Raw genomic sequence first — 21,222 nt, forward strand, 5'->3', positions numbered from 1 at the left:
ATTTGCCTGGCGGCACTAGCGCGGTGGTCCCACCTGACCCCATGCCGAACTCAGAAGTGAAACGCCGTAGCGCCGATGGTAGTGTGGGGTCTCCCCATGCGAGAGTAGGGAACTGCCAGGCATCAAACCAGTGAAGAGGCCATCCGGAAGGATGGCCTTTTTGCGTCCGGGCGGAAGAGACAGGAAGCCCCGTGCCCCGGCACGGGGCTTTTTTGCTATTGTTTCAGCAGAATTTAATTGCTAAAGGATATAGCTATGATCGTGCTGTACGTTCAGCTTTATAAAAATCGCATAGTTGTACGCAACCTCAATACTCAGCAGCAGGTTCCCGGCAGCCAAACTTTCAGTAACCAGCGGATACTGGTTGCGGATTTCTTAGCCGCTGAGAAACTGCTGCGCTCGCTGATCCAACAGGTTGCGCCCCGTTCGTTCTGGCACGCACTAATTCCTGGAAAAGGGCGCCTTAAAATCCTCGCTCATGCGCTGGAAATGAATGAAGGCGGACTGTCACCGGTCGAAGAGCGAGCGATCCTCGAACTGACTTTTGTCGCCGCACAGCGAAAATGCCATGCCCCACAGGTCATCGCCAGCCAGGTTCCTCTGAGCGATCAGCAGGTGCTGGCTGTACTGAGCCAGCCCAAAAATTCCCCTTCACAGCACGACAAAAAATCTAAAATCATTTCATAGCCGGACCGTGACGTGAAACTTTCTCACCTTTCACTTGCGGACTCGACATTTTGCTGATTCCTGGGTATCTTCGGCTATCTGGATGTCTAAACGTTTAAACGTATGCAGTGAGGATATAAGTTATGCCGATTCGGGTGCAGGACGAGCTGCCAGCCGTCAATTTCTTGCGTGACGAGAACGTCTTTGTGATGACGACTTCGCGCGCGACAGTTCAGGAGATCCGCCCTCTGAAGGTGTTGATCCTGAACCTGATGCCAAAGAAGATTGAGACGGAAAACCAGTTCCTGCGTCTGCTGTCGAACTCACCGCTACAGGTCGATGTGCGCCTGCTGCGCATCGATTCCCGCGAGTCGCGTAATACGCCAGCTGAGCACCTGAATACCTTTTACTGTAATTTTGATGAAATCTGCCACGAAAACTACGATGGCCTGATTGTTACCGGCGCGCCACTGGGCCTGGTTGAGTTTAACGATGTTGCCTACTGGCCGCAGATCGAGCAGGTACTGGAGTGGGCGAAAGATCACGTTACCTCAACGCTGTTTGTCTGTTGGGCGGTACAGGCCGCCCTCAATATTCTTTATGGCATTCCCAAGCAGACCCGCAGTGAAAAGCTCTCCGGCGTTTATGAACACCACATCCTTCATCCCCATGCGCTGTTGACGCGCGGTTTTGACGATGTATTCCTTGCTCCGCACTCCCGCTATGCAGATTTCCCGGCGGCACTGATCCGCGATTACACCGATCTGGAGATCCTGGCCGAAACAGAAGAGGGCGATGCCTACCTGTTTGCCAGCAAAGATAAACGCATTGCTTTCGTGACCGGCCACCCGGAGTACGACGCCAACACGCTGGCGAATGAATATTTTCGCGATGTGGAAGCGGGCCTCAGTCCTGAGCTGCCGCATAACTACTTCCCGAAAGATGACCCGCAGAATAAACCGCGCGCCTCCTGGCGCAGCCACGGCAATCTGCTGTTCATCAACTGGCTCAACTACTACGTCTACCAGATCACGCCATACGATCTGCGTCACATGAATCCGACGCTGGATTAAGCGTTTCAGCCCCCTATACCAGGCGCCTTCGGGCGCCTTTTTTGTTTCCGAAAATCACTTCTCAACATAATAAAACTATAACTTCATTGTTATCAGTTAGTTATTGTCTTTTTAATTTAAAAATGGAAATTGTTTTTGATTTTGGAAAATTTATTAGCCAGGATTGATCCTGCTGAACGAAAACTGCACAAACGATCTTCGTCAGCATTGGGAAATGTCTTTGCTGCAAAAAAGAGGAATCGCACCATGACACAACAGGCAACAACAACCGATGAACTGGCCTTTACACAGCCGTACGGCGAGCAGGAGAAGCAGATCCTTACTCCGGCAGCGGTGGAGTTTCTGAGCGAGCTGGTAACGCGCTTTACGCCAAAACGTAATCAGCTACTGGCAGCGCGTCAGCGCCAGCAGCAACAAATTGATGCCGGTACGTTGCCTGGGTTTATTTCGGAAACAGCTTCCATTCGTGAATCCGACTGGACGATTCGCGGAATACCGGAAGATCTGCTCGATCGCCGCGTGGAAATCACCGGGCCGGTGGAGCGCAAAATGGTCATCAATGCGCTGAATGCCAACGTCAAAGTTTTCATGGCGGATTTTGAAGATTCGCTGGCGCCGAACTGGGACAAAGTGATCGATGGGCAGATCAACTTGCGCGATGCGGTCAATGGCACCATCAGCTACACCAATGAAGCTGGCAAGATTTATCAGTTAAAGCCCAATCCGGCGGTTCTGGTTTGTCGTGTGCGCGGCTTACATCTGCCAGAAAAACATGTTACTTGGCGCGGTGAAGCGATCCCCGGCAGTCTGTTCGACTTTGCACTCTACTTCTTCCATAACCATAAAAACCTGCTCGCCAAAGGCAGCGGCCCCTATTTTTATCTGCCGAAAACCCAGTCCTGGCACGAAGCGGCCTGGTGGAGTGAGGTATTCAGTTATACCGAAGACCGGTTCAATTTGCCGCGCGGCACCATCAAAGCAACGCTGCTGATTGAAACGCTGCCTGCGGTGTTTCAGATGGACGAAATCCTGCACGCGCTGCGCGACCATATTGTCGGGCTGAACTGCGGACGCTGGGATTACATCTTTAGCTATATCAAAACCCTGAAAAACTATCCGGATCGGGTTTTGCCGGATCGCCAGGTGGTCACCATGGATAAGCCTTTCCTCAGCGCCTATTCCCGTCTGTTGATCAAAACCTGTCATCGTCGCGGCGCGTTCGCGATGGGCGGCATGGCGGCATTTATTCCCAGTAAAGATACCGAACGCAACAACTGGGTGCTGAACAAAGTGAAAGCCGACAAAGAACTCGAAGCGCGTAACGGCCACGACGGCACCTGGATTGCTCACCCGGGCCTTGGCGATACGGTGATGGACGTGTTCAACGCCGCCCTCGGCGATAATAAAAACCAGTTGTTTGTCAGCCGTGAAGACGACGCTCCAATCACCGCAGAGCAACTGCTGGTGCCGTGTGAAGGCGAACGCACCGAAGAGGGAATGCGCGCCAATATTCGCGTGGCGGTGCAATACATCGAAGCGTGGATCTCCGGCAATGGCTGTGTGCCGATTTACGGGCTGATGGAAGATGCCGCTACCGCCGAAATCTCCCGCACCTCTATCTGGCAGTGGATCCACCACGAAAAGACGCTCAGCAACGGCAAACCGGTAACCAAAACGCTGTTCCGCCAGATGCTGGCCGAAGAGATGCGAGTTATTCAGGACGAGCTGGGCGAGCACCGATTCAGCAGCGGTCGTTTTGACGACGCCGCGCGCCTGATGGAGCAGATCACCACCTCTGACGAGCTGATCGACTTCCTGACGTTGCCCGGCTATCGCTTACTGGCTTAATTCACCCACCCTACACCCTATGGAGCATCTGCATATGAAAACCCGTACCCAACAAATCGAAGAATTACAAAAAGAGTGGACGCAACCGCGCTGGGAAGGCATCCGCCGCCCATACAGCGCGGAAGAGGTGGTGAAATTACGCGGTTCGGTCAACCCGGAATGTACGCTGGCGCAACTGGGCGCGGCCAAAATGTGGCGGCTGCTGCATGGCGAATCGAAAAAGGGTTATATCAATAGCCTTGGCGCGCTGACCGGTGGCCAGGCCTTACAACAGGCGAAAGCGGGGATCGAGGCTATTTATCTCTCTGGCTGGCAAGTCGCCGCAGATGCTAACCTGGCATCCAGCATGTATCCGGATCAGTCGCTCTATCCGGCGAACTCGGTGCCATCGGTGGTCGAGCGGATTAACAATACCTTCCGCCGCGCCGATCAGATCCAGTGGGCTTCCGGTATTGAACCGGGCGATCCGCGTTTTGTGGACTATTTCCTGCCAATCGTGGCGGATGCCGAAGCCGGTTTTGGCGGCGTGCTGAATGCTTTTGAACTGATGAAATCGATGATTGAAGCCGGTGCTGCTGCCGTGCACTTTGAAGATCAGCTAGCGTCGGTGAAAAAATGCGGCCATATGGGTGGCAAAGTGCTGGTACCGACGCAGGAAGCGGTGCAGAAACTGGTGGCTGCGCGTCTGGCGGCGGATGTGCTGGGCGTTCCGACGCTGTTGGTGGCGCGTACCGATGCGGATGCAGCCGATCTGATCACCTCCGATTGCGATCCCTATGACAGCGCCTTTATTACCGGTGAGCGCACCAGCGAAGGTTTCTACCGCACAAATGCCGGGGTTGAGCAGGCTATCAGCCGCGGGCTGGCTTACGCGCCGTATGCCGATTTGGTGTGGTGTGAAACCTCAACGCCAGATCTCAAGCTGGCGCGCCGGTTTGCCGATGCGATCCATGCAAAATACCCCGGCAAACTGCTGGCCTACAACTGCTCGCCGTCGTTCAACTGGAAAAAGAATCTCGACGACAACACCATCGCCCGCTTCCAGCAGGAGCTGTCGGACATGGGGTACAAATTCCAGTTCATTACCCTCGCCGGTATTCACAGCATGTGGTTCAACATGTTCGACCTGGCGCATGCCTATGCGCAGGGCGAAGGGATGAAACACTACGTCGAGAAGGTGCAGCAGCCGGAATTCGCCGCAGGCAAAGAGGGTTACACCTTCGTTTCTCATCAGCAGGAAGTTGGTACGGGCTACTTCGACAGGGTCACCACCATTATTCAGGGCGGGACCTCATCGGTGACCGCGCTGACAGGCTCGACCGAAGAAGCGCAGTTCTGATTGTCGATACCCGGCAGGCAAAAGCTGCCGGGTTTGCGGCACCTCGCCTGCCGGATAACGCTCTTCGGCAACTCTCTGCCCGACATGAGGACAAAAGATGTCGCGTGGCCTGGAACTACTGATTGCACAAACCATTCTGCAGGGCTTCGATGCGCAATATGGGCGCTTCCTGGAGGTCACATCCGGCGCCCAGCAGCGTTTTGAACAGGCGGACTGGCAGGCTGTGCAGCAGGCGATGAAGCAGCGCATTCATCTTTACGACCATCATGTTGGCCTGGTGGTGGAGCAGTTACGCTGCATCACCGACAGCCAAAGGCCCGACGCGGCGTTTCTGCTGCGGGTTAAAGAGCATTACACCCGACTGCTGCCGGATTACCCTCGCTTTGAGATTGCCGAAAGTTTTTTCAATTCGGTCTACTGCCGCCTGTTTGATCATCGCTCATTAACGCCGGAACGCTTATTTATCTTTAGCTCGCAGCCGGAGCGCCGCTTTCGCACCATCCCGCGCCCGCTGGCGAAAGATTTTTGGCCGGAACGCGGCTGGGAGGCGTTACTCAGTAAAGTGCTGACGGATTTACCGCTGCGTCTGCCGTGGCAGGATAAAACGCGCGACATCGGTTATATCACAGCGCATTTGCAGGAGGCTTTCGGCCACGAAGTGCTGGCGAAATCGCATCTGCAAGTGGCAAATGAACTGTTTTATCGCAATAAGGCAGCCTGGCTGGTTGGCAAGCTCGTTACGCCGCAGGCAACGTTGCCCTTTTTACTGCCGATCCACCGCACGGATGAAGGCGAGCTGTTCGTCGATACCTGTCTGACCACACCTGCTGAAGCCAGCATCGTGTTTGGCTTTGCCCGCTCCTATTTTATGGTTTATGCGCCGCTGCCCGCCGCGACGGTGGAGTGGCTGCGGGAGATCCTGCCGGGCAAAACCACCGCCGAGCTGTATATGGCGATTGGCTGCCAGAAGCACGGCAAAACCGAAAGTTATCGCGAATACCTGAACTACATCCGCGCCAGCAATGAGCAGTTTATTGAAGCGCCGGGCATTCGCGGCATGGTGATGCTGGTCTTTACGCTGCCGGGGTTTGACCGGGTATTTAAAGTGATCAAAGACGTCTTTCCTCCGCAAAAAGAGATGAGCGCGGCGCATGTTCGCGCTTGTTACCAGTTGGTCAAAGAGCACGATCGCGTCGGGCGCATGGCCGATACGCAGGAATTTGAAAACTTCGTGCTGGAAAAAAGGCAAATTTCACCAGCGCTGATGGCGTTACTGCTGGAACAGGCGCCGGGCAAAATTACCGATCTTGGCGACAGTATCGCCATCAGCCATCTCTACATTGAGCGGCGCATGGTGCCGCTGAACATCTGGTTTGAGCAGGTCAAAGGCCAGCAGTTGCGTGATGCGGTGGAAGAGTACGGCAACGCAATCCGTCAGCTTGCCGCCGCTAATATTTTCCCCGGCGATATGTTGTTCAAGAACTTTGGCGTCACCCGTCATGGCCGCGTCGTGTTCTATGACTACGATGAAATTTGCTATATGACCGAGGTGAATTTCCGCGATATTCCGCTGCCGCGTTACCCGGAAGATGAGTTGAGCGCTGAACCCTGGTACAGCGTGGCGCCCGGCGATGTTTTTCCGCAGGAGTTTCGCCACTGGCTGTGCGCCGATCCAGAAATCGGCCCATTGTTTGAGGAGATGCACGCCGATTTATTGCGTGCCGACTACTGGCGAGGGTTACAGGAACGCATCCGACAGGGACATGTGGAAGATGTCTATGCCTACCGTAAGCGCCAGCGCTTTAGCATACGCTTCGGCACTGGCGCCTTACGGCAGGCGGGCTGAGCGCTTAGTGGACGTGCAGGTTGAATTGCAGCACGTTGTAAGCGGTGTAGCTAAAGAACAGTAAAATCGCGAGCGTCAGTAAAAAGGCGAGCGTACTCGCGGTGGCGGTGCGGAACAGGTGCGTTTTGCGCGGCGTCAGTAAGAGCGCGACCAGCGGGAAAATAAACACCAGATGGCCAACAAAGTCAGTAATGCCAAATGGAATAAAGGCCAGCACCACGATGATGGCAAACAGACCGATACAGGCGTAACCCGCCAGTCTGCCGCTGAAGATATGCCAAATCAGACATAATTCCACGAAACCACAGGCGCGGACAAAGAACTCCCAGTTCAGGCCCATGGCCAGATAGCTATGCGTTGTCAGCAACTGGTAATACAAACCAGGATGCAGGAATTTCTCAATCGCTCCCCACAGGAATGAGTAGCAAAGAATCAGACGCAGAAATTCCAGTTCCTTGCCGTACGCTTGCTGTTTCAGGGTGCTCTGGGTAATTAAATAAACTGCGATACCAATGAAGATAAAATAGTCCAGCATATGGTTCGCACCATAAAGCTGCACGGCATAGAGATAGAGCAGAATAATTAAGAAGCCGGAGAAAAAGCTCGTTTTTCTCGAAAATGCGGTAAGCGCAATAATAAGATGAATGTATCTAAGCCACGGATTAGCAACGACCAGTTCCGGTGTCAGAATAACCTGCGGGAAGAACGCACCCAGCACCAGGAAAAAGAGTGCCGTGCCCCAGCGAACAATCTGCGGGACGTAATTATGTGCATGATTTAAAAATGGCTGGCAGCGGTGACAATCGATAAACGAAGGCAGTTTTCTGTCGAGTACCGACGTTGCAAATATCACTGCCGTTGAAAATGCCAGTAATAACCAGAAGCTCATCGCACCGGTCAATGATGTCATCGATAGCGGCGTTTGCTCAACGCCATAATTAACGAACCACTTCACATGCGCCATTGCGGAAAAGGGCAGGCACATAATGATAGAGGCCAGAATGCGGGCTTTACTCTTCATCATCATAATCTCATGAAAAAACGTGCCGACACGGTGCCATCGCGCTGGTGTGACGACAATGAGATAGCCCTTTTATGACTGGAGATAATCTCCCCCGTGAGTTGAGACGATTCTTGTCGCAGGGGAGATAAATAAGTTGCAGCGTTTATTTGGTGGATAAAGAGGTAAGAGTGAAAGTAATTAACGCATTCCGCCGTAGGCCAGCGTTACCTCTTTTGCGCCGCGAATGACCATGGCGCCCAGTTCGGTCACGCGGTCGTCAGTCATCCGCGATATTGGCCCGGAGATAGAGATCGCCGCGAATGGCTCGCCGTGTTCATCATAAATACAGGCGGCAACGCAGCGCAGACCCAGCGCATGTTCTTCATCGTCAAAAGAGTAGCCGCGCTTGCGCGTCTGGGCGAGATCCTCTTTCAGATGCACTGGCGAAACCAGCGTCGCGTGAGTATACGCGTGCAGCCCCTGGCGGTGCAGCAGATCACCGACCTGCTCATCATCCAGCCGTGCTAAAAAGGCCTTACCTGCGCCGGAGGCGTGCATCGGTAGCTTGCCGCCGATGGGCGCGGACATCCGCATTAACTGGGTACACTGCACCTGATCGATAATAATGGCCTGATGATCGCTTTTATCCAGCACGGCAAGATTGACCGTCTCACCGGATTCTTCCATCAGTTTACGCAGGATAGGATGCACAATCGCCATCAGGTTACGGCTTTGCAGAAAGCTACTGCCGACAATAAAAGCATGCGCGCCGACCGCCCAGTGGCCCAGCTCGCCAACCTGACGGACAAAGCCCAGTTGCTGCATGGTAGTAAGCAGTCGATGGGTGGTGGAATTGGGCAAACCGGCCTGTTGCGCCAGCTCCGTCAGCGCGACGCTGCCGTGGGATTCAGCGATCCATTCCAGCAGTTTCAGGCCACGGGTCAATGACTGGACTTGTCCGCCGGCCGGAGCGGCTGGCGCGGTGGCTTTTCTGCCACGTTTTGCGGGAATGGAAGCGACCATCGGCTGGCTCCTTTTTCTGTATCGTGGAAATCATTTTCGTTTTTCCTGAGTATAACGTAACTCCGTGGCAGACTGATCGGATGAGTGAAGCTGAACATCTCTCATGTTAATCCGCTGCCGCTTTTCCGTTCTGCCACTTTGTGCCAGTATGTTTTGCTGGCCTTTTGGCCTCATTGAGCCTTGTCGGGAGCACGTGTGAGCAGCAAAGTTGAACAACTGCAACAGCAGTTAAATGAACGCATTCTGGTTCTGGACGGTGGTATGGGTACCATGATCCAGAGCTACCGTCTGAGTGAGCAGGATTTTCGCGGTGAGCGCTTTGCCGACTGGCCCTGCGATCTGAAAGGAAACAATGACTTGCTGGTGCTCAGCAAGCCGGACGTGATAACCGCCATCCATGACGCCTATTTTGCGGCGGGCGCGGATATCATCGAAACCAACACCTTTAACTCGACGACCATCGCGATGGCGGATTACCAGATGGAGTCCCTGTCGGCGGAAATCAACTTTGCCGCAGCGAAACTGGCCCGCGCCTGCGCCGATAAATGGACCGCGCAAACGCCGGAAAAACCGCGTTACGTGGCCGGGGTGCTTGGCCCGACTAACCGAACCGCCTCCATTTCCCCGGATGTCAACGATCCGGCGTTTCGTAATATCTCCTTCGATCAACTGGTGGAGGCCTACCGCGAATCAACCAAAGCGCTGGTGGAAGGCGGTGCTGATCTGATCCTGATCGAAACGGTGTTCGATACGCTCAACGCCAAAGCGGCGATCTTTGCCGTTAAAGAAGAGTTTGATGCGCTGGGTATTGAGCTGCCGATCATGATTTCCGGCACCATTACCGATGCGTCCGGGCGTACGCTCTCCGGCCAGACGACCGAGGCATTTTACAATTCGCTGCGCCATGCCGATGCGCTCACTTTCGGCCTTAACTGCGCGCTGGGGCCGGACGAGCTGCGCCAGTACGTGCAGGAACTGTCGCGTATTGCCGAATGCTACGTTACCGCGCACCCGAACGCCGGTCTGCCGAACGCCTTTGGCGAGTACGACCTCGATGCCGCCACCATGGCGACGCAGATCCGCGAGTGGGCGGAGGCCGGGTTCCTGAATATCGTCGGCGGTTGTTGCGGCACCACGCCGGAACATATCGCTGCCATGAGCAACGCTGTTGCCGGGCTGCCGCCGCGTAAACTGCCGGAAATCCCGGTGGCCTGCCGTCTCTCCGGGCTTGAGCCGCTGAATATCGGTGACGACAGCCTGTTTGTGAACGTCGGCGAACGGACTAACGTTACCGGCTCCGCCAAATTCAAGCGCCTGATCAAAGAAGAGAAGTACAGCGAAGCGCTGGACGTGGCGCGCCAGCAGGTGGAAAGCGGCGCGCAGATCATCGATATCAACATGGATGAGGGGATGCTCGACGCCGAAGCGGCGATGGTGCGTTTCCTCAATCTGATCGCCGGTGAACCAGACATCGCCCGTGTGCCGATCATGATCGACTCCTCGAAGTGGGAGGTGATTGAAAAAGGGCTGAAATGTATCCAGGGCAAAGGCATTGTTAACTCCATCTCCATGAAAGAGGGGGTTGAGCCGTTTATCCATCATGCGAAACGCGTGCGCCGCTACGGTGCGGCGGTGGTGGTGATGGCCTTTGATGAAGTGGGCCAGGCGGATACCCGCGCGCGCAAAATCGAGATTTGCCGCCGTGCCTATAAAATTCTCACCGAAGAGGTAGGATTCCCGCCGGAAGACATTATTTTCGACCCGAATATCTTCGCGGTGGCGACCGGGATTGAAGAGCATAACAACTATGCGCAGGACTTTATCGGCGCCTGTGAGGATATCAAACGCGAGCTGCCGCATGCGCTGATCTCCGGCGGCGTGTCGAACGTCTCCTTCTCCTTCCGCGGTAACGATCCGGTGCGTGAGGCGATTCACGCCGTCTTCCTTTATTACGCTATTCGCAACGGCATGGACATGGGGATCGTAAACGCCGGTCAGTTGGCGATTTATGACGATCTGCCCGCCGAGCTGCGCGATGGCGTTGAGGATGTGATTCTTAACCGTCGTGATGATGCCACGGAGCGCATGCTGGATCTGGCTGAGAAATATCGCGGCAGTAAAGGCGCGGATGATGGTGCGCAGGCGCAACTGGCCGAATGGCGTAGCTGGGATGTGAAAAAGCGCCTCGAATATTCGCTGGTGAAAGGTATTACCGAATTTATTGAGCAGGACACCGAAGAAGCCCGCCAGCAAGCCGCTCGCCCGATCGAGGTGATCGAAGGGCCGCTGATGGACGGTATGAACGTGGTCGGCGATCTGTTCGGCGAAGGTAAGATGTTCCTGCCGCAGGTCGTGAAATCTGCCCGCGTAATGAAACAGGCGGTTGCTTACCTGGAGCCGTATATCGAAGCCAGCAAAGAACAGGGCAAAAGCAACGGCAAGATGGTGATCGCCACCGTGAAAGGCGATGTACACGATATCGGCAAAAACATCGTGGGCGTGGTGTTGCAGTGCAATAACTACGAAATCATCGATCTCGGCGTGATGGTGCCAGCCGACAAAATCCTGAAAACTGCGCGTGAAGTGAATGCTGACCTGATTGGCCTTTCCGGGCTGATTACGCCGTCGCTCGATGAGATGGTCAACGTGGCTAAAGAGATGGAGCGCCAGGGGTTTACCATTCCGCTGCTGATTGGCGGCGCGACTACCTCGAAAGCGCACACGGCGGTGAAAATCGAGCAGAACTACAGCGGGCCGACGGTCTATGTGCAGAACGCCTCGCGTACCGTCGGCGTCGTGTCGTCGCTGCTGTCGGACACGCAGCACGATGCGTTTGTCGCCCGTACCCGCAAAGAGTATGAAACGGTGCGCATTCAGCACGCGCGCAAAAAACCGCGCACGCCGCCAGTGACCTTGCAGGTCGCACGGGAAAACGATCTGGCTTTCGATTGGGCCAGTTACACACCGCCGGTGGCGCATCGCCTTGGAGTACAGGAAGTCACGGCCAGCATCGAGACGCTGCGCAACTATATCGACTGGACGCCGTTCTTTATGACCTGGTCGCTGGCAGGCAAGTATCCGCGCATTCTGGAAGATGAAGTGGTGGGCGAAGAGGCGAAGCGTCTGTTTAAGGATGCGAACGAGATGCTCGATATGCTGGGCGCGCAAAAACGGCTTAATCCGCGCGGTGTGGTTGGGCTGTTTCCGGCAAACCGCGTCGGCGATGACATCGAAATCTACCGTGACGAAACCCGCACGCAGATGCTGACGGTCGGTTGCCATCTGCGTCAGCAGACCGAAAAAACCGGTTTCGCCAACTACTGTCTGGCCGATTTTGTCGCGCCAAAACAGAGCGGAAAAGCGGACTACATCGGCGCTTTTGCCGTGACCGGCGGGCTGGAAGAAGATGCGCTGGCGGAGGCTTACGATGCTGCACACGATGATTACAACAAAATCATGGTGAAAGCGGTGGCTGACCGTCTTGCAGAGGCGTTTGCCGAATACCTGCATGAGCGGGTGCGTAAAGTGTACTGGGGCTATGCGCCAAACGAAAACCTCAGCAACGAAGAGCTGATCCGCGAGAACTACCAGGGAATTCGCCCCGCGCCGGGCTACCCTGCGTGCCCGGAGCACACCGAAAAAGGCACCATCTGGCAGTTACTGGATGTAGAAAAACATACCGGTATGAAGCTGACAGAATCTTACGCCATGTGGCCGGGCGCCTCGGTTTCCGGCTGGTATTTCAGCCATCCGGACAGCAAGTATTTCGCCGTCGCGCAAATTCAGCGCGATCAGGTGGAAGATTATGCGCGGCGTAAAGGTATGTCCGTGTCAGAGGTTGAGCGCTGGTTGTCCTCGAATTTAGGTTACGACGCAGACTAACCGCAATACAATGCAGAGCAACGGGGCATTATTTAATGCCCCGTTTTTTTCATCACTTTTCATAAAATCTCCACTAAGCAAACATAATACAAATTGAAACTAAGAACATTCTTAAAAGTGGATATTTTCTTAGACCACTGTTCCTCTTCATGCGTATGATGGGCGTTGGCTCATAGGCAAGATTGCTTCCTTTTTTTGCAGTTCATTCGTTTGTCATAAATTTAACTTAGGTATTATAAAATGGATATTTATGATATAAGAAAAAGAAATCTATTGCCGAAGGATTATGAAAACATCCTTGCGCCGGACATCGCGAAAAATATTATCAGAAAGGAATATTTCATCGAAAGTAGTCCTAATAATGTCCTTGGAAGTATCGATGGCTATAGCATTAAAAAACACCACGGTTTTAAATATGGTTTACCGCACGATCCATTAGGTCATCAAAAAGAAAAATATATTGATAGTCTGGTGGACCGGGGCGTGGTGGTGGTGATGCGGCCAAATGTCAGTGCCCGCAATCGCTTCTACTATCCGTTTTTTATTGCGGAAAACGGTGCGCTGTTTTGCGTACAGGAGATGTCGTTTAATGCCGTCTATATCAGGACCATACTGAACGGTTTTAAAGACAGCGTGGCGATTCACGGCACGCCTGCGCCAACCCGCAGCAGCTTTGTGCCGGTGACGGCGGAGTACGGCCCCGGCTACTGGAAAACCAGCGAGACGGACTTCCATGGTGTTAAAAATGCGGCGGTGATGTTACTGAACCGCGCGACCAGTATGGGCGACCAGGGGCGTGTATTTGGCTCGGATGGCAAGGATTATATGAATACCTCCCGGGATAAAATCCAGCTATGGACGCCCATTCCGGACAGCGTGACGTCAGATACCCGGGAAATCCTCTATAATCGTTCGGTAATCAGGCGCTACGGCGACAAGCGATCGATAAGTCAAAAATATCTCGAAGGTGATGATGCCTGGACGCAATCGGGTAAATCATGGCAATGGATTCCAGGGGTAAGGGATGAAGATTATGAGTTTAAAAAATAAGATATACCTGTTCTGGGGGATTATGGATGTACTGGCATTAGCCGGATATTTATTTTTTTCAATACAGGGTGGCAGTATTCCTTTTTATTCCGACATCCACGGGTTTTATTCTAACTACGCACAATTAGGTGTAAGTGGTTTAACCGGTGGACTGATCCAGTTGCTGTTCTTTATTAATATTGCGCTGATCGTTTCATTAGCATTTTCTGGCTGGTGGATGATAGCCAAAAAGGACATCAATAATATCTTTTTAATCGTGCAGGAAATTGGCCGGGTATTTTCGTTGAAATGCTCCATTGCGCTAATCCCGCTGATTATGCATTTCTCCGATGTGCGTTCTCCGTGGATCGCCATCCTGCTGTTTGTCCTGTCGGAGGTGGTCAAAATTGGCTCTATTATGTGGATTAAACGAAATGATGAGTCGCAGGCCATGGATGCCGCCAGCCGTTAAGCGCTAAACCTTCATCATTGTCACAAAACCGTCATTTTTCCTTACAACTCGCAGGATGCTTAAGCGGTGTTCTGCGCTATTCCTGGGTTTAACACCTTATACTTAAACCATAATGTTGTGGTTATCTATCCGCTGATAGCCGACAACGCATAACAATAAGGAGGATCCCACTCAGTGCTGACTTTGCTTCATCTGTTATCTGCCGTTGCCTTGCTGGTATGGGGTACCCATATTGTCCGTACCGGCGTGATGCGCGTCTTTGGCGCCCGTTTACGGACGGTGCTCAGCCGCAGCGTGGAGAAAAAACCGCTCGCCTTCTGCGCGGGTATCGGCGTGACCGCGCTGGTGCAGAGCAGCAACGCGACGACCATGCTGGTGACATCCTTCGTGGCGCAGGATTTAGTGGCGCTGACCCCGGCACTGGTGATTGTGCTTGGTGCCGATGTCGGCACCGCGCTGATGGCGCGCGTGCTGACCTTCGATCTCTCCTGGCTGTCGCCGCTGCTGATCTTTATCGGCGTGATTTTCTTCCTCGGCCGCAAACAAACCCGTGAAGGACAACTGGGTCGCGTCAGTATTGGCCTCGGGCTGATCCTGCTGGCGCTGGAACTCATCGTGCAGGCGGTGACGCCAATCACCCAGGCAAGTGGGGTTCAGGTGATTTTTGCCTCGCTGACAGGTGATATCCTGCTGGATGCGCTGATTGGCGCGGTCTTTGCGATTATCAGTTATTCAAGCCTGGCCGCCGTACTGCTGACGGCAACGCTGGCCGCCGCCAGTATTATTTCGTTTCCGGTGGCACTGTGCCTGGTGATTGGCGCTAACCTTGGTTCCGGTTTGCTGGCGATGCTGAATAACAGTGCGGCGAATGCCGCAGCCCGCCGGGTGGCGCTCGGCAGCCTGCTGTTTAAGCTGGTAGGCAGCCTGATTATTCTGCCGTTTGTCCATGTGCTCGCCAGTTCGATGCAAAAACTGCCGCTGCCGGAAGCGGAACTGGTGATTTACTTCCACGTTTTCTACAACCTGATCCGCTGTCTGGCGATGGTGCCGTTTGCCGGGCCGATGGCGCAATTTTGTAAACGCATCATTAGCGATGAACAGGAGCTGGATGCGCGTCTGAAACCCAAACATCTCGACAGCTCTGCGCTGGATACGCCGACGCTGGCGCTGGCGAATGCCGCGCGCGAAACGCTGCGCATGGGCGATGCCATGGAACTGATGCTGGAAGGGTTGCATAAAGTGATGCATGGCGAGCCGCGGCAGGAGAAAGAGCTGCGCAAGCTGGCGGATGACGTCAACGTACTTTATACCGCGATAAAGCTCTATCTGGCGCGTATGCCGAAAGAGGAACTGGCGGAAGAGGAGTCAAAACGCTGGGCGGAAATTATCGAGATGTCGCTTAACCTGGAGCAGGCTTCCGATATTGTCGAGCGGATGGGTAGCGAAATCGCCGACAAATCGTTAGCCGCACGACGTGCTTTTTCAGGGGAAGGGCTGAAAGAGCTGGATGCGCTGCATGAACGGCTGGTGGGGAATCTGAAACTGGCGATGTCGGTGTTTTTCTCCAGCGATGTCACCAGCGCCCGCCGACTGCGGCGCAGCAAGCACCGCTTCCGTATTATGAACCGGCGCTACGCGCATGCGCACGTTGATCGACTGCATCAGCAAAACGTTCAGAGCATTGAAACCAGTTCGTTGCACCTTGGCCTGCTGGGAGACATGAAACGACTCAACTCATTGTTCTGCTCGGTGGCTTACGGCGTTCTGGAACAACCTGATGAAGATGACGATCGCGACGATTATTAATCCCGCCGTGCCACCAGGCGCGGCTCTTAAACCCCGGGTTTTATCGGGTTAGTGCACAAATTAATTTACGCACGATAAAAATCCATTTTTTCTCCTCTTAAAGACAGTTATATTCCGCTTTTACAGGAGAGTTTATGCTGCCAACCCAATCAACACGTTTAAACAAATATATCAGCGAAAGCGGGATTTGCTCGCGTCGTGAGGCCGATCGTTATATCGAGCAGGGCAATGTTTTTATCAACGGCAAGCGTGCCGGGATTGGCGATCAGGTTGTCGCCGGAGACGTTGTCAAAGTGAACGGTCAACTTATCGAGCCGCGAAATGCAGAAGATCTGGTATTTATCGCGTTGAATAAACCGGTTGGCATTGTCAGTACCACTGAAGACGGCGAAAAAGACAATATTGTTGATTTTGTTAATCATAGCAGCCGCATCTTCCCCATTGGCCGTCTGGACAAAGATTCGCAGGGGCTGATTTTTCTCACTAATCACGGCGACTTAGTGAATAAAATCCTGCGTGCAGGTAACGACCACGAAAAAGAGTATCTGGTAACCGTCAACAAACCGGTGACCGATGAGTTTATTCGGGGTATGGGCGCGGGCGTGCCGATCCTCGGTACGGTAACCAAAAAATGCAAGGTTAAGAAAGAAGCGCCTTTCACCTTCCGCATCACGCTGGTGCAGGGGCTGAACCGCCAGATCCGCCGCATGTGCGAGCATTTCGGCTATGAAGTCACGAAGCTGGAGCGCACACGTATTATGAACGTCAGCCTCACCGGGCTGCCGCCGGGCGAGTGGCGCGATTTAACCGACGACGAACTGATCGCGCTGTTCAAACTGATTGAGAACTCATCCTCAGAAGCGAAGCCGAAAGCCAAAGCAAAACCGCAGGCGGCGAGAAAACCTGCCGTCAATGTCGCGAAGCCCGAAGAGAAAAATCGGGGCAAGCCGGCAGGTAAACGCTTTACCCAGCCGGGCAGGAAGAAGAAAGGGCGCTGATTAGCGTCTGCCGCGCGTTGAAGTATTCGCCGACCAGGAAAAGGTCGTGCTCTCATCTGGTTTATAAGCCCGCTGTTTTTTAACCTTGCGGGCTTTCTTCACTTCCGCTTCACGCTGTTCCATCAGCTTATCGATGTACTCTTTTTTCACATGATTCGCTTCAGAATTGCTGAGCGGGCGTCCGTGCGCGATACGGGCGCGATCGAGCAGGGTTTTTAGCTCCCGTTGTTCGCTCTCCGTCATCTCTTTTTGCGTCAGTCTGGTCAGGGCCATGGGGGTCTCTCCTCGGGAAGTGCAACGAGTGTACGCGATGCGGCCAGGTAAAGCATGTTTGATGGTATATAAACGCTGGAAAGCGCCTCGCATATTTGTCAGAGCGCGGGTGACATTCTGATTTCGCAGGGTAGCGTGCTAAACCAAACTCGTCAGTTTGGGAATTGACCCATATTAGAAATGTTTCCATCTTGTCAACAATGAGACTGGAGATTATGATGTTTCCATAATGGAACGTGTGAGGGATCAATGCACGTCATATCAAGGAGGCCGTTTGATAGTGCGGCCAACGATTTTCCAAACCATGCCCTTGTGCTGGATGCTGTTTACAAGGTGCTGAAAAGTACATCTTACCGCAATCCTGATGAATTGAGAGAAGAGTTCCCCAGCCTGGACAGAATGAAATACCGGGATAAATGGTGGGTTATCAATATCGCGGGCAATCATCTGAGAATGCTGTTTTTTGCGGATTTCGGGGCGGGAAAAATTTTCGTGAAGCACATTGTGACGCATGCTGAGTATGACAAACTGGTGAAGCGTTACCGGGAGACTAAAGAATGATTGATGATGCAATAAAGGCAGCCGATCAACTGGTGAAACAGGTCCCTTTTCTGGGGAATCGCCCCAGCAGAGAGGACTACGAACACGCGCTGGCGATGGTTGAACAATTGCTTGAGCAGGCTCCGGATAGTCCACTGGTCGAACTACTTGCGGCGAAAATAGAACGCTATGAGGATAATGATCCGGAACTTGTGGCATTTAATACACGCGTGGCGTCACTGCCACGAGGTGTCGCCGCCCTGCGCGTTTTGATGGATCAGTATGGATTAAATCAATCTTCCTTTGGCCATGAAATTGGTCAGCGTTCTCTGGTGAGCCGTATTCTCAATGGCGAACGTAACCTGACGGTCGATCATATTCGGGCTCTGGCTGAGCGATTTAATGTTTCAACTGATGTATTTATTGAGCCCGTTAGCCAGACGGCAGGTTAAGTGGAATGGCTGAGGCTCAGCCATTCCATAATTGTTAACCCTCTTTCACCGTATCCGCGTTACGCCCGTCGACGGGTTTACCGGACCAGTAACCCGCCAGTAGCGAGCCAGAAAGGTTATGCCAGACGGAGAACAACGCGCCAGGCAGCGCGGCGAGCGGGGAGAAGTAGATTTTGCCCAGCGCGGCGGCCAGACCGGAGTTTTGCATGCCCACTTCAATCGCCAGCGTGCGGCAGGTGGATTCATCAAAACCGAACAGGCGTCCGCCCCAGTAACCGCCCAGTAAACCGATGCTGTTGTGCAGGATCACCGCGACAATCACCACCAGACCAACCGAGGCGATATACGCCGCAGAACCGGCCACTACCGCGCTGATGATCGCCAGAATACAAACCATTGAGAAGGCGGGCAGATAAGGTTCGACCGCTTTCACCACGCGCGGGAACAGATGATGCACAATCAACCCCAGCGCTATTGGGATCACCACAATTTGCAAAATACTGAGCAGCATACCCATCACATCCACCTGGATATGAGCATCGACGTACAGGCGCGTCAGCAGCGGCGTTGCGATCACACCGACCAGTGTTGAGACGGAAGAGATGGTGACAGACAGCGCGACGTCGCCTTTTGCCAGATAGATCATCACGTTCGACGCCGTACCGCTGGCGACGCTGCCGACCAGCACCATTCCGGCGGACAAATCCGGCGGCATTTTAAAGAGCAACGCCAGCAGCCATGCCGCCAGCGGCATCACCAGATAGTGCAGGAAAATCCCTGCGGCGACCGGCGCCGGGCGAGAGAGCACGCGTTTAAAATCATCGAGTTTCAGGTGCACGCCCATGCCGAACATAATCAGCATCAGCAGCGTGGCCACCCACGGGCCGATGGCAATGAACGTGGGCGGGAAGTAATAAGCGAGGACGGAAAGCAGCAGCGCCCATAACGGGAACAGCCGCGTCAGTGTTGCGAGCATGTGAGGAATTCCTTGCGATTGTTGTGTTGTGTTTTTTATAAAAAGGCCGGGTTCGTGCCCGGCCATAGTTATTGTTTATCGTGCTAAGGAATTTTATTCAAACAAATTATGATGCAGCTTCTGTACAACCTGCTCGGCTTCGGCGCCAGGCACCAGGAAGCAGAGGTTATGGCTGGACGCGCCGTAGCAGATCATGCGGATGTTGAACGGGTCGAGCACGCCAAACACCTCTTTCCCCACACCGCAGGCTTTCGACAGCTCATTGCCAATCAGCGCCACCAGCGCCAGATTCTCTTCTACTTCCACGCGGCACAGCGATGACAGCTCGGTCAGCAGCGACTGGGTCAGCAGCGTATCGCCGGTTGACGTTGAGCCGGTGGTATCCAGCGTCAGCGCCACGCTCACTTCCGAGGTGGTGATCAGATCGACAGAGATATTGTGTCGCGCGAGGATGCCGAACACTTCGGCCAGGAAGCCACGGGAGTGCAGCATATTCAGGCTGTGTAGCGTCAGCAGCGTTTGTCTGCGGCGCAGCGCCAGCGCGCGGAACAGCGGTGGATTAGTGGTTTTGTTGCATACCAGCGTACCGCCTGCTTTTGGGTCTTTGCTGGAGCCGACAAACACCGGAATGTCGCTGCGCACGGCGGGTAACAGGGTGGCCGGATGCAGCACTTTCGCGCCAAAAGTGGCCATCTCAGCCGCTTCTTCAAAGGCGATTTCATCAATGCGTTTTGCTGCCGGAACAACGCGCGGATCGGTGGTGTAGATGCCCGGAACATCTGTCCAGATATCCACACGCGAGGCGTGCAGCGCTTCACCCAGCAGGGCTGCCGTATAGTCGCTGCCGCCACGGCCCAGCGTGGTAGTACGGCCTTTGGCTTCGCTACCGATAAAGCCCTGGGTAATGATTAACCCTTCGCTGAGGCGCGGCGCGAGCTGCTGGGCGGAAAGCTCCGCCAGCGCTGCGACATCCGGCTCGGCACGGCCAAAGCGATCGCTGGTACGCATGACTTTACGCACGTCAAACCACTGTGCCTGAACGTTACGTTCACGCAGCACTTCAACAAACAGCAGAGTCGACATTAATTCGCCGTGGCTGACCAGTTCGTCGGTCAGGGCAGTCGAGGTCGCGAGTGAGGCGGCTTCTGCCAGGGTGGTGATATTTTCCAGCAGGCGTTCGATCTCTTCACGAATCACGGAAGGATTCGCCATACGTTCCAGGATATCGAACTGAATTTTGCGGATAGCGTCGAGTTTTACGAAGCGCTCGCTGGCTTCCAGCCCTTCAGACAGGGCAACCAGCAGATTGGTCACGCCCGCAGAGGCAGAGAGAACAACCAGACGGACGCTGGCATCGGCAAGCACCACGTCCGCACTGCGGTTCATGGCATCGTAATCGGCAACACTGGTGCCGCCAAATTTGGCGACAACTAAACTCGTCATAACAACCTCGTGTCAGGGGATCCAATATTCAGCCTTGGCACAAGGGAAGAGCGAAAAACAGGGGTGGCGCAGATAGCAAAACAACTACGTTTTCCCCAGAAGCGCTCCACCTTGCGAAACGCCCGACTGCGAACGTTTCTGGTGACAACCCAGAGGATTCAGCCTCTGTAGCCGATAACGAACGCTGCCAGGCGCTTTGTTATCTCGGCGTTACTCCCCCTCAGGTGTTTTCTTTAGTCTGGCACTTCGAACACCGTGTACCTGGGCAACGCGCCTCTTCTGGCTATTACCTTCGCCTTTCGCGCCGTGGCGGTGTTGGCTGCCTTCACTTACCCCGGTCACTTACCGATGTAAGCTCCCGGGGATGCGCTCAGTTGCCGCCTTGCCACAACACGAAATGCGTTGGTAATACTTACCTTCGCTTGCCGCGCCGTGGCGGTGTTGGCTGCCTTCACTTACCCCGGTCACTTACCGATGTAAGCTCCCGGGGATGCGCTCAGTTGCCGCCTTGCCACAACACGAAATGCGTTGGTAATACTTACCTTCGCTTGCC

The 21,222-nt window shown here is 54.1% G+C and carries 17 protein-coding genes, 1 rRNA gene and 1 riboswitch; of the genes, 13 read left to right on the forward strand and 5 right to left on the reverse strand.

Annotation, left to right across the window (positions count from 1 at the left end; genetic code table 11):
- Positions 1 to 5: 5 nt before the first annotated feature.
- The 6 genes from rrf (at position 6) to aceK (ending at position 6,772) form a co-directional block, all read left to right on the forward strand.
- A 5S ribosomal RNA gene (gene rrf / locus CWM66_RS27700) occupies positions 6 to 121 on the forward strand.
- Positions 122 to 255: 134 nt separating this feature from the next.
- Positions 256 to 687, forward strand: coding sequence for a YjaA family stress response protein (locus tag CWM66_RS27705; protein WP_007372387.1), 432 nt, complete (start codon positions 256 to 258; stop codon positions 685 to 687).
- Positions 688 to 809: 122 nt separating this feature from the next.
- A complete protein-coding gene (gene metA, locus CWM66_RS27710; RefSeq protein ID WP_007372388.1) occupies positions 810 to 1,739 on the forward strand; it encodes a homoserine O-succinyltransferase in 930 nt (309 codons plus the stop codon).
- 246 nt (positions 1,740 to 1,985) lie between these two features.
- Positions 1,986 to 3,587 carry a malate synthase A gene (aceB, locus tag CWM66_RS27715; RefSeq protein WP_090398274.1) on the forward strand — a complete coding sequence of 534 codons (1,602 nt, stop codon included), beginning with the start codon at positions 1,986 to 1,988 and terminating at the stop codon, positions 3,585 to 3,587.
- Between the two features lie 34 nt (positions 3,588 to 3,621).
- Positions 3,622 to 4,926 carry an isocitrate lyase gene (gene aceA, locus CWM66_RS27720; protein ID WP_035889690.1) on the forward strand — a complete coding sequence of 435 codons (1,305 nt, stop codon included), beginning with the start codon at positions 3,622 to 3,624 and terminating at the stop codon, positions 4,924 to 4,926.
- Between the two features lie 97 nt (positions 4,927 to 5,023).
- The gene (gene aceK, locus CWM66_RS27725; RefSeq protein WP_090398276.1) at positions 5,024 to 6,772 is read left to right on the forward strand and encodes a bifunctional isocitrate dehydrogenase kinase/phosphatase; all 1,749 of its coding nucleotides are present in this window, start codon (positions 5,024 to 5,026) and stop codon (positions 6,770 to 6,772) included.
- 4 nt (positions 6,773 to 6,776) lie between these two features.
- On the opposite strand, the gene CWM66_RS27730 is transcribed toward aceK, so the two are convergent.
- Entirely contained in the window at positions 6,777 to 7,796 is a 1,020-nt protein-coding gene (locus CWM66_RS27730) for a hypothetical protein (RefSeq protein ID WP_233218439.1), read from the reverse strand.
- A 177-nt stretch (positions 7,797 to 7,973) separates the two neighbouring features.
- Entirely contained in the window at positions 7,974 to 8,798 is an 825-nt protein-coding gene (gene iclR, locus CWM66_RS27735; RefSeq protein ID WP_107147736.1) for a glyoxylate bypass operon transcriptional repressor IclR, read from the reverse strand.
- A gap of 195 nt (positions 8,799 to 8,993) precedes the next feature.
- Between iclR and metH the strand changes: the two genes are divergently transcribed.
- The 5 genes from metH (at position 8,994) to rluF (ending at position 16,985) form a co-directional block, all read left to right on the forward strand.
- Positions 8,994 to 12,680, forward strand: coding sequence for a methionine synthase (gene metH, locus CWM66_RS27740; protein ID WP_072440886.1), 3,687 nt, complete (start codon positions 8,994 to 8,996; stop codon positions 12,678 to 12,680).
- 240 nt (positions 12,681 to 12,920) lie between these two features.
- Positions 12,921 to 13,730, forward strand: a complete 810-nt coding sequence (locus tag CWM66_RS27745) for a hypothetical protein (RefSeq protein ID WP_007372396.1) — start codon at positions 12,921 to 12,923, stop codon at positions 13,728 to 13,730.
- Positions 13,705 to 14,181 (forward strand): hypothetical protein, encoded by a 477-nt coding sequence (locus CWM66_RS27750; RefSeq protein WP_233218440.1) that lies wholly within the window; start codon positions 13,705 to 13,707, stop codon positions 14,179 to 14,181. Before CWM66_RS27745 ends, CWM66_RS27750 begins: the two co-directional genes overlap by 26 nt.
- A gap of 174 nt (positions 14,182 to 14,355) precedes the next feature.
- The gene (locus tag CWM66_RS27755) at positions 14,356 to 15,987 is read left to right on the forward strand and encodes a Na/Pi cotransporter family protein (RefSeq protein ID WP_007372398.1); all 1,632 of its coding nucleotides are present in this window, start codon (positions 14,356 to 14,358) and stop codon (positions 15,985 to 15,987) included.
- Positions 15,988 to 16,121: 134 nt separating this feature from the next.
- Entirely contained in the window at positions 16,122 to 16,985 is an 864-nt protein-coding gene (rluF, locus tag CWM66_RS27760; protein ID WP_007372399.1) for a 23S rRNA pseudouridine(2604) synthase RluF, read from the forward strand.
- On the opposite strand, the gene CWM66_RS27765 is transcribed toward rluF, so the two are convergent.
- Positions 16,986 to 17,258, reverse strand: a complete 273-nt coding sequence (locus CWM66_RS27765) for a DUF3811 domain-containing protein (protein ID WP_007372400.1) — start codon at positions 17,256 to 17,258, stop codon at positions 16,986 to 16,988.
- Positions 17,259 to 17,507: 249 nt separating this feature from the next.
- Here CWM66_RS27765 and CWM66_RS27770 point away from each other — a divergent pair, with 249 nt between their 5' ends.
- Together CWM66_RS27770 and CWM66_RS27775 are read left to right on the forward strand one after the other, a co-directional pair.
- Complete coding sequence (locus tag CWM66_RS27770; protein ID WP_035942746.1) at positions 17,508 to 17,819, forward strand: type II toxin-antitoxin system HigB family toxin; 312 nt, start codon at positions 17,508 to 17,510, stop codon at positions 17,817 to 17,819.
- Positions 17,816 to 18,250, forward strand: coding sequence for a type II toxin-antitoxin system HigA family antitoxin (locus CWM66_RS27775; protein ID WP_007372402.1), 435 nt, complete (start codon positions 17,816 to 17,818; stop codon positions 18,248 to 18,250). Before CWM66_RS27770 ends, CWM66_RS27775 begins: the two co-directional genes overlap by 4 nt.
- A gap of 34 nt (positions 18,251 to 18,284) precedes the next feature.
- Here CWM66_RS27775 and panS read toward each other — a convergent pair whose 3' ends face one another.
- Both panS and lysC read right to left on the reverse strand, forming a co-directional pair.
- Positions 18,285 to 19,226 carry a ketopantoate/pantoate/pantothenate transporter PanS gene (panS, locus tag CWM66_RS27780; RefSeq protein WP_007372403.1) on the reverse strand — a complete coding sequence of 314 codons (942 nt, stop codon included), beginning with the start codon at positions 19,224 to 19,226 and terminating at the stop codon, positions 18,285 to 18,287.
- A 93-nt stretch (positions 19,227 to 19,319) separates the two neighbouring features.
- Positions 19,320 to 20,669: a lysine-sensitive aspartokinase 3 gene (gene lysC, locus CWM66_RS27785; protein ID WP_007372404.1), complete on the reverse strand. Its 1,350-nt coding sequence runs from the start codon at positions 20,667 to 20,669 to the stop codon at positions 19,320 to 19,322.
- A gap of 91 nt (positions 20,670 to 20,760) precedes the next feature.
- Positions 20,761 to 20,956: riboswitch (Lysine riboswitch) on the reverse strand.
- Between the last annotated feature and the right edge of the window lie 266 nt (positions 20,957 to 21,222).

The sequence above is a fragment of the Kosakonia sp. H7A genome, assembly GCF_003028445.1.
Lineage (GTDB): Bacteria > Pseudomonadota > Gammaproteobacteria > Enterobacterales > Enterobacteriaceae > Kosakonia > Kosakonia radicincitans.

Coding starts and splice junctions, on each gene's coding strand:
- lysC (WP_007372404.1), bottom strand. CDS start 20,669: ATGACGAGTTTAGTTGTCGCCAAATTTGGCGGCACCAGTGTTGCCGAT.
- CWM66_RS27745 (WP_007372396.1), top strand. CDS start 12,921: ATGGATATTTATGATATAAGAAAAAGAAATCTATTGCCGAAGGATTAT.
- aceB (WP_090398274.1), top strand. CDS start 1,986: ATGACACAACAGGCAACAACAACCGATGAACTGGCCTTTACACAGCCG.
- CWM66_RS27750 (WP_233218440.1), top strand. CDS start 13,705: ATGAAGATTATGAGTTTAAAAAATAAGATATACCTGTTCTGGGGGATT.
- CWM66_RS27775 (WP_007372402.1), top strand. CDS start 17,816: ATGATTGATGATGCAATAAAGGCAGCCGATCAACTGGTGAAACAGGTC.
- aceA (WP_035889690.1), top strand. CDS start 3,622: ATGAAAACCCGTACCCAACAAATCGAAGAATTACAAAAAGAGTGGACG.
- CWM66_RS27770 (WP_035942746.1), top strand. CDS start 17,508: ATGCACGTCATATCAAGGAGGCCGTTTGATAGTGCGGCCAACGATTTT.
- CWM66_RS27730 (WP_233218439.1), bottom strand. CDS start 7,796: ATGATGAAGAGTAAAGCCCGCATTCTGGCCTCTATCATTATGTGCCTG.
- iclR (WP_107147736.1), bottom strand. CDS start 8,798: ATGGTCGCTTCCATTCCCGCAAAACGTGGCAGAAAAGCCACCGCGCCA.
- CWM66_RS27765 (WP_007372400.1), bottom strand. CDS start 17,258: ATGGCCCTGACCAGACTGACGCAAAAAGAGATGACGGAGAGCGAACAA.
- metA (WP_007372388.1), top strand. CDS start 810: ATGCCGATTCGGGTGCAGGACGAGCTGCCAGCCGTCAATTTCTTGCGT.
- aceK (WP_090398276.1), top strand. CDS start 5,024: ATGTCGCGTGGCCTGGAACTACTGATTGCACAAACCATTCTGCAGGGC.
- panS (WP_007372403.1), bottom strand. CDS start 19,226: ATGCTCGCAACACTGACGCGGCTGTTCCCGTTATGGGCGCTGCTGCTT.
- rluF (WP_007372399.1), top strand. CDS start 16,122: ATGCTGCCAACCCAATCAACACGTTTAAACAAATATATCAGCGAAAGC.
- CWM66_RS27705 (WP_007372387.1), top strand. CDS start 256: ATGATCGTGCTGTACGTTCAGCTTTATAAAAATCGCATAGTTGTACGC.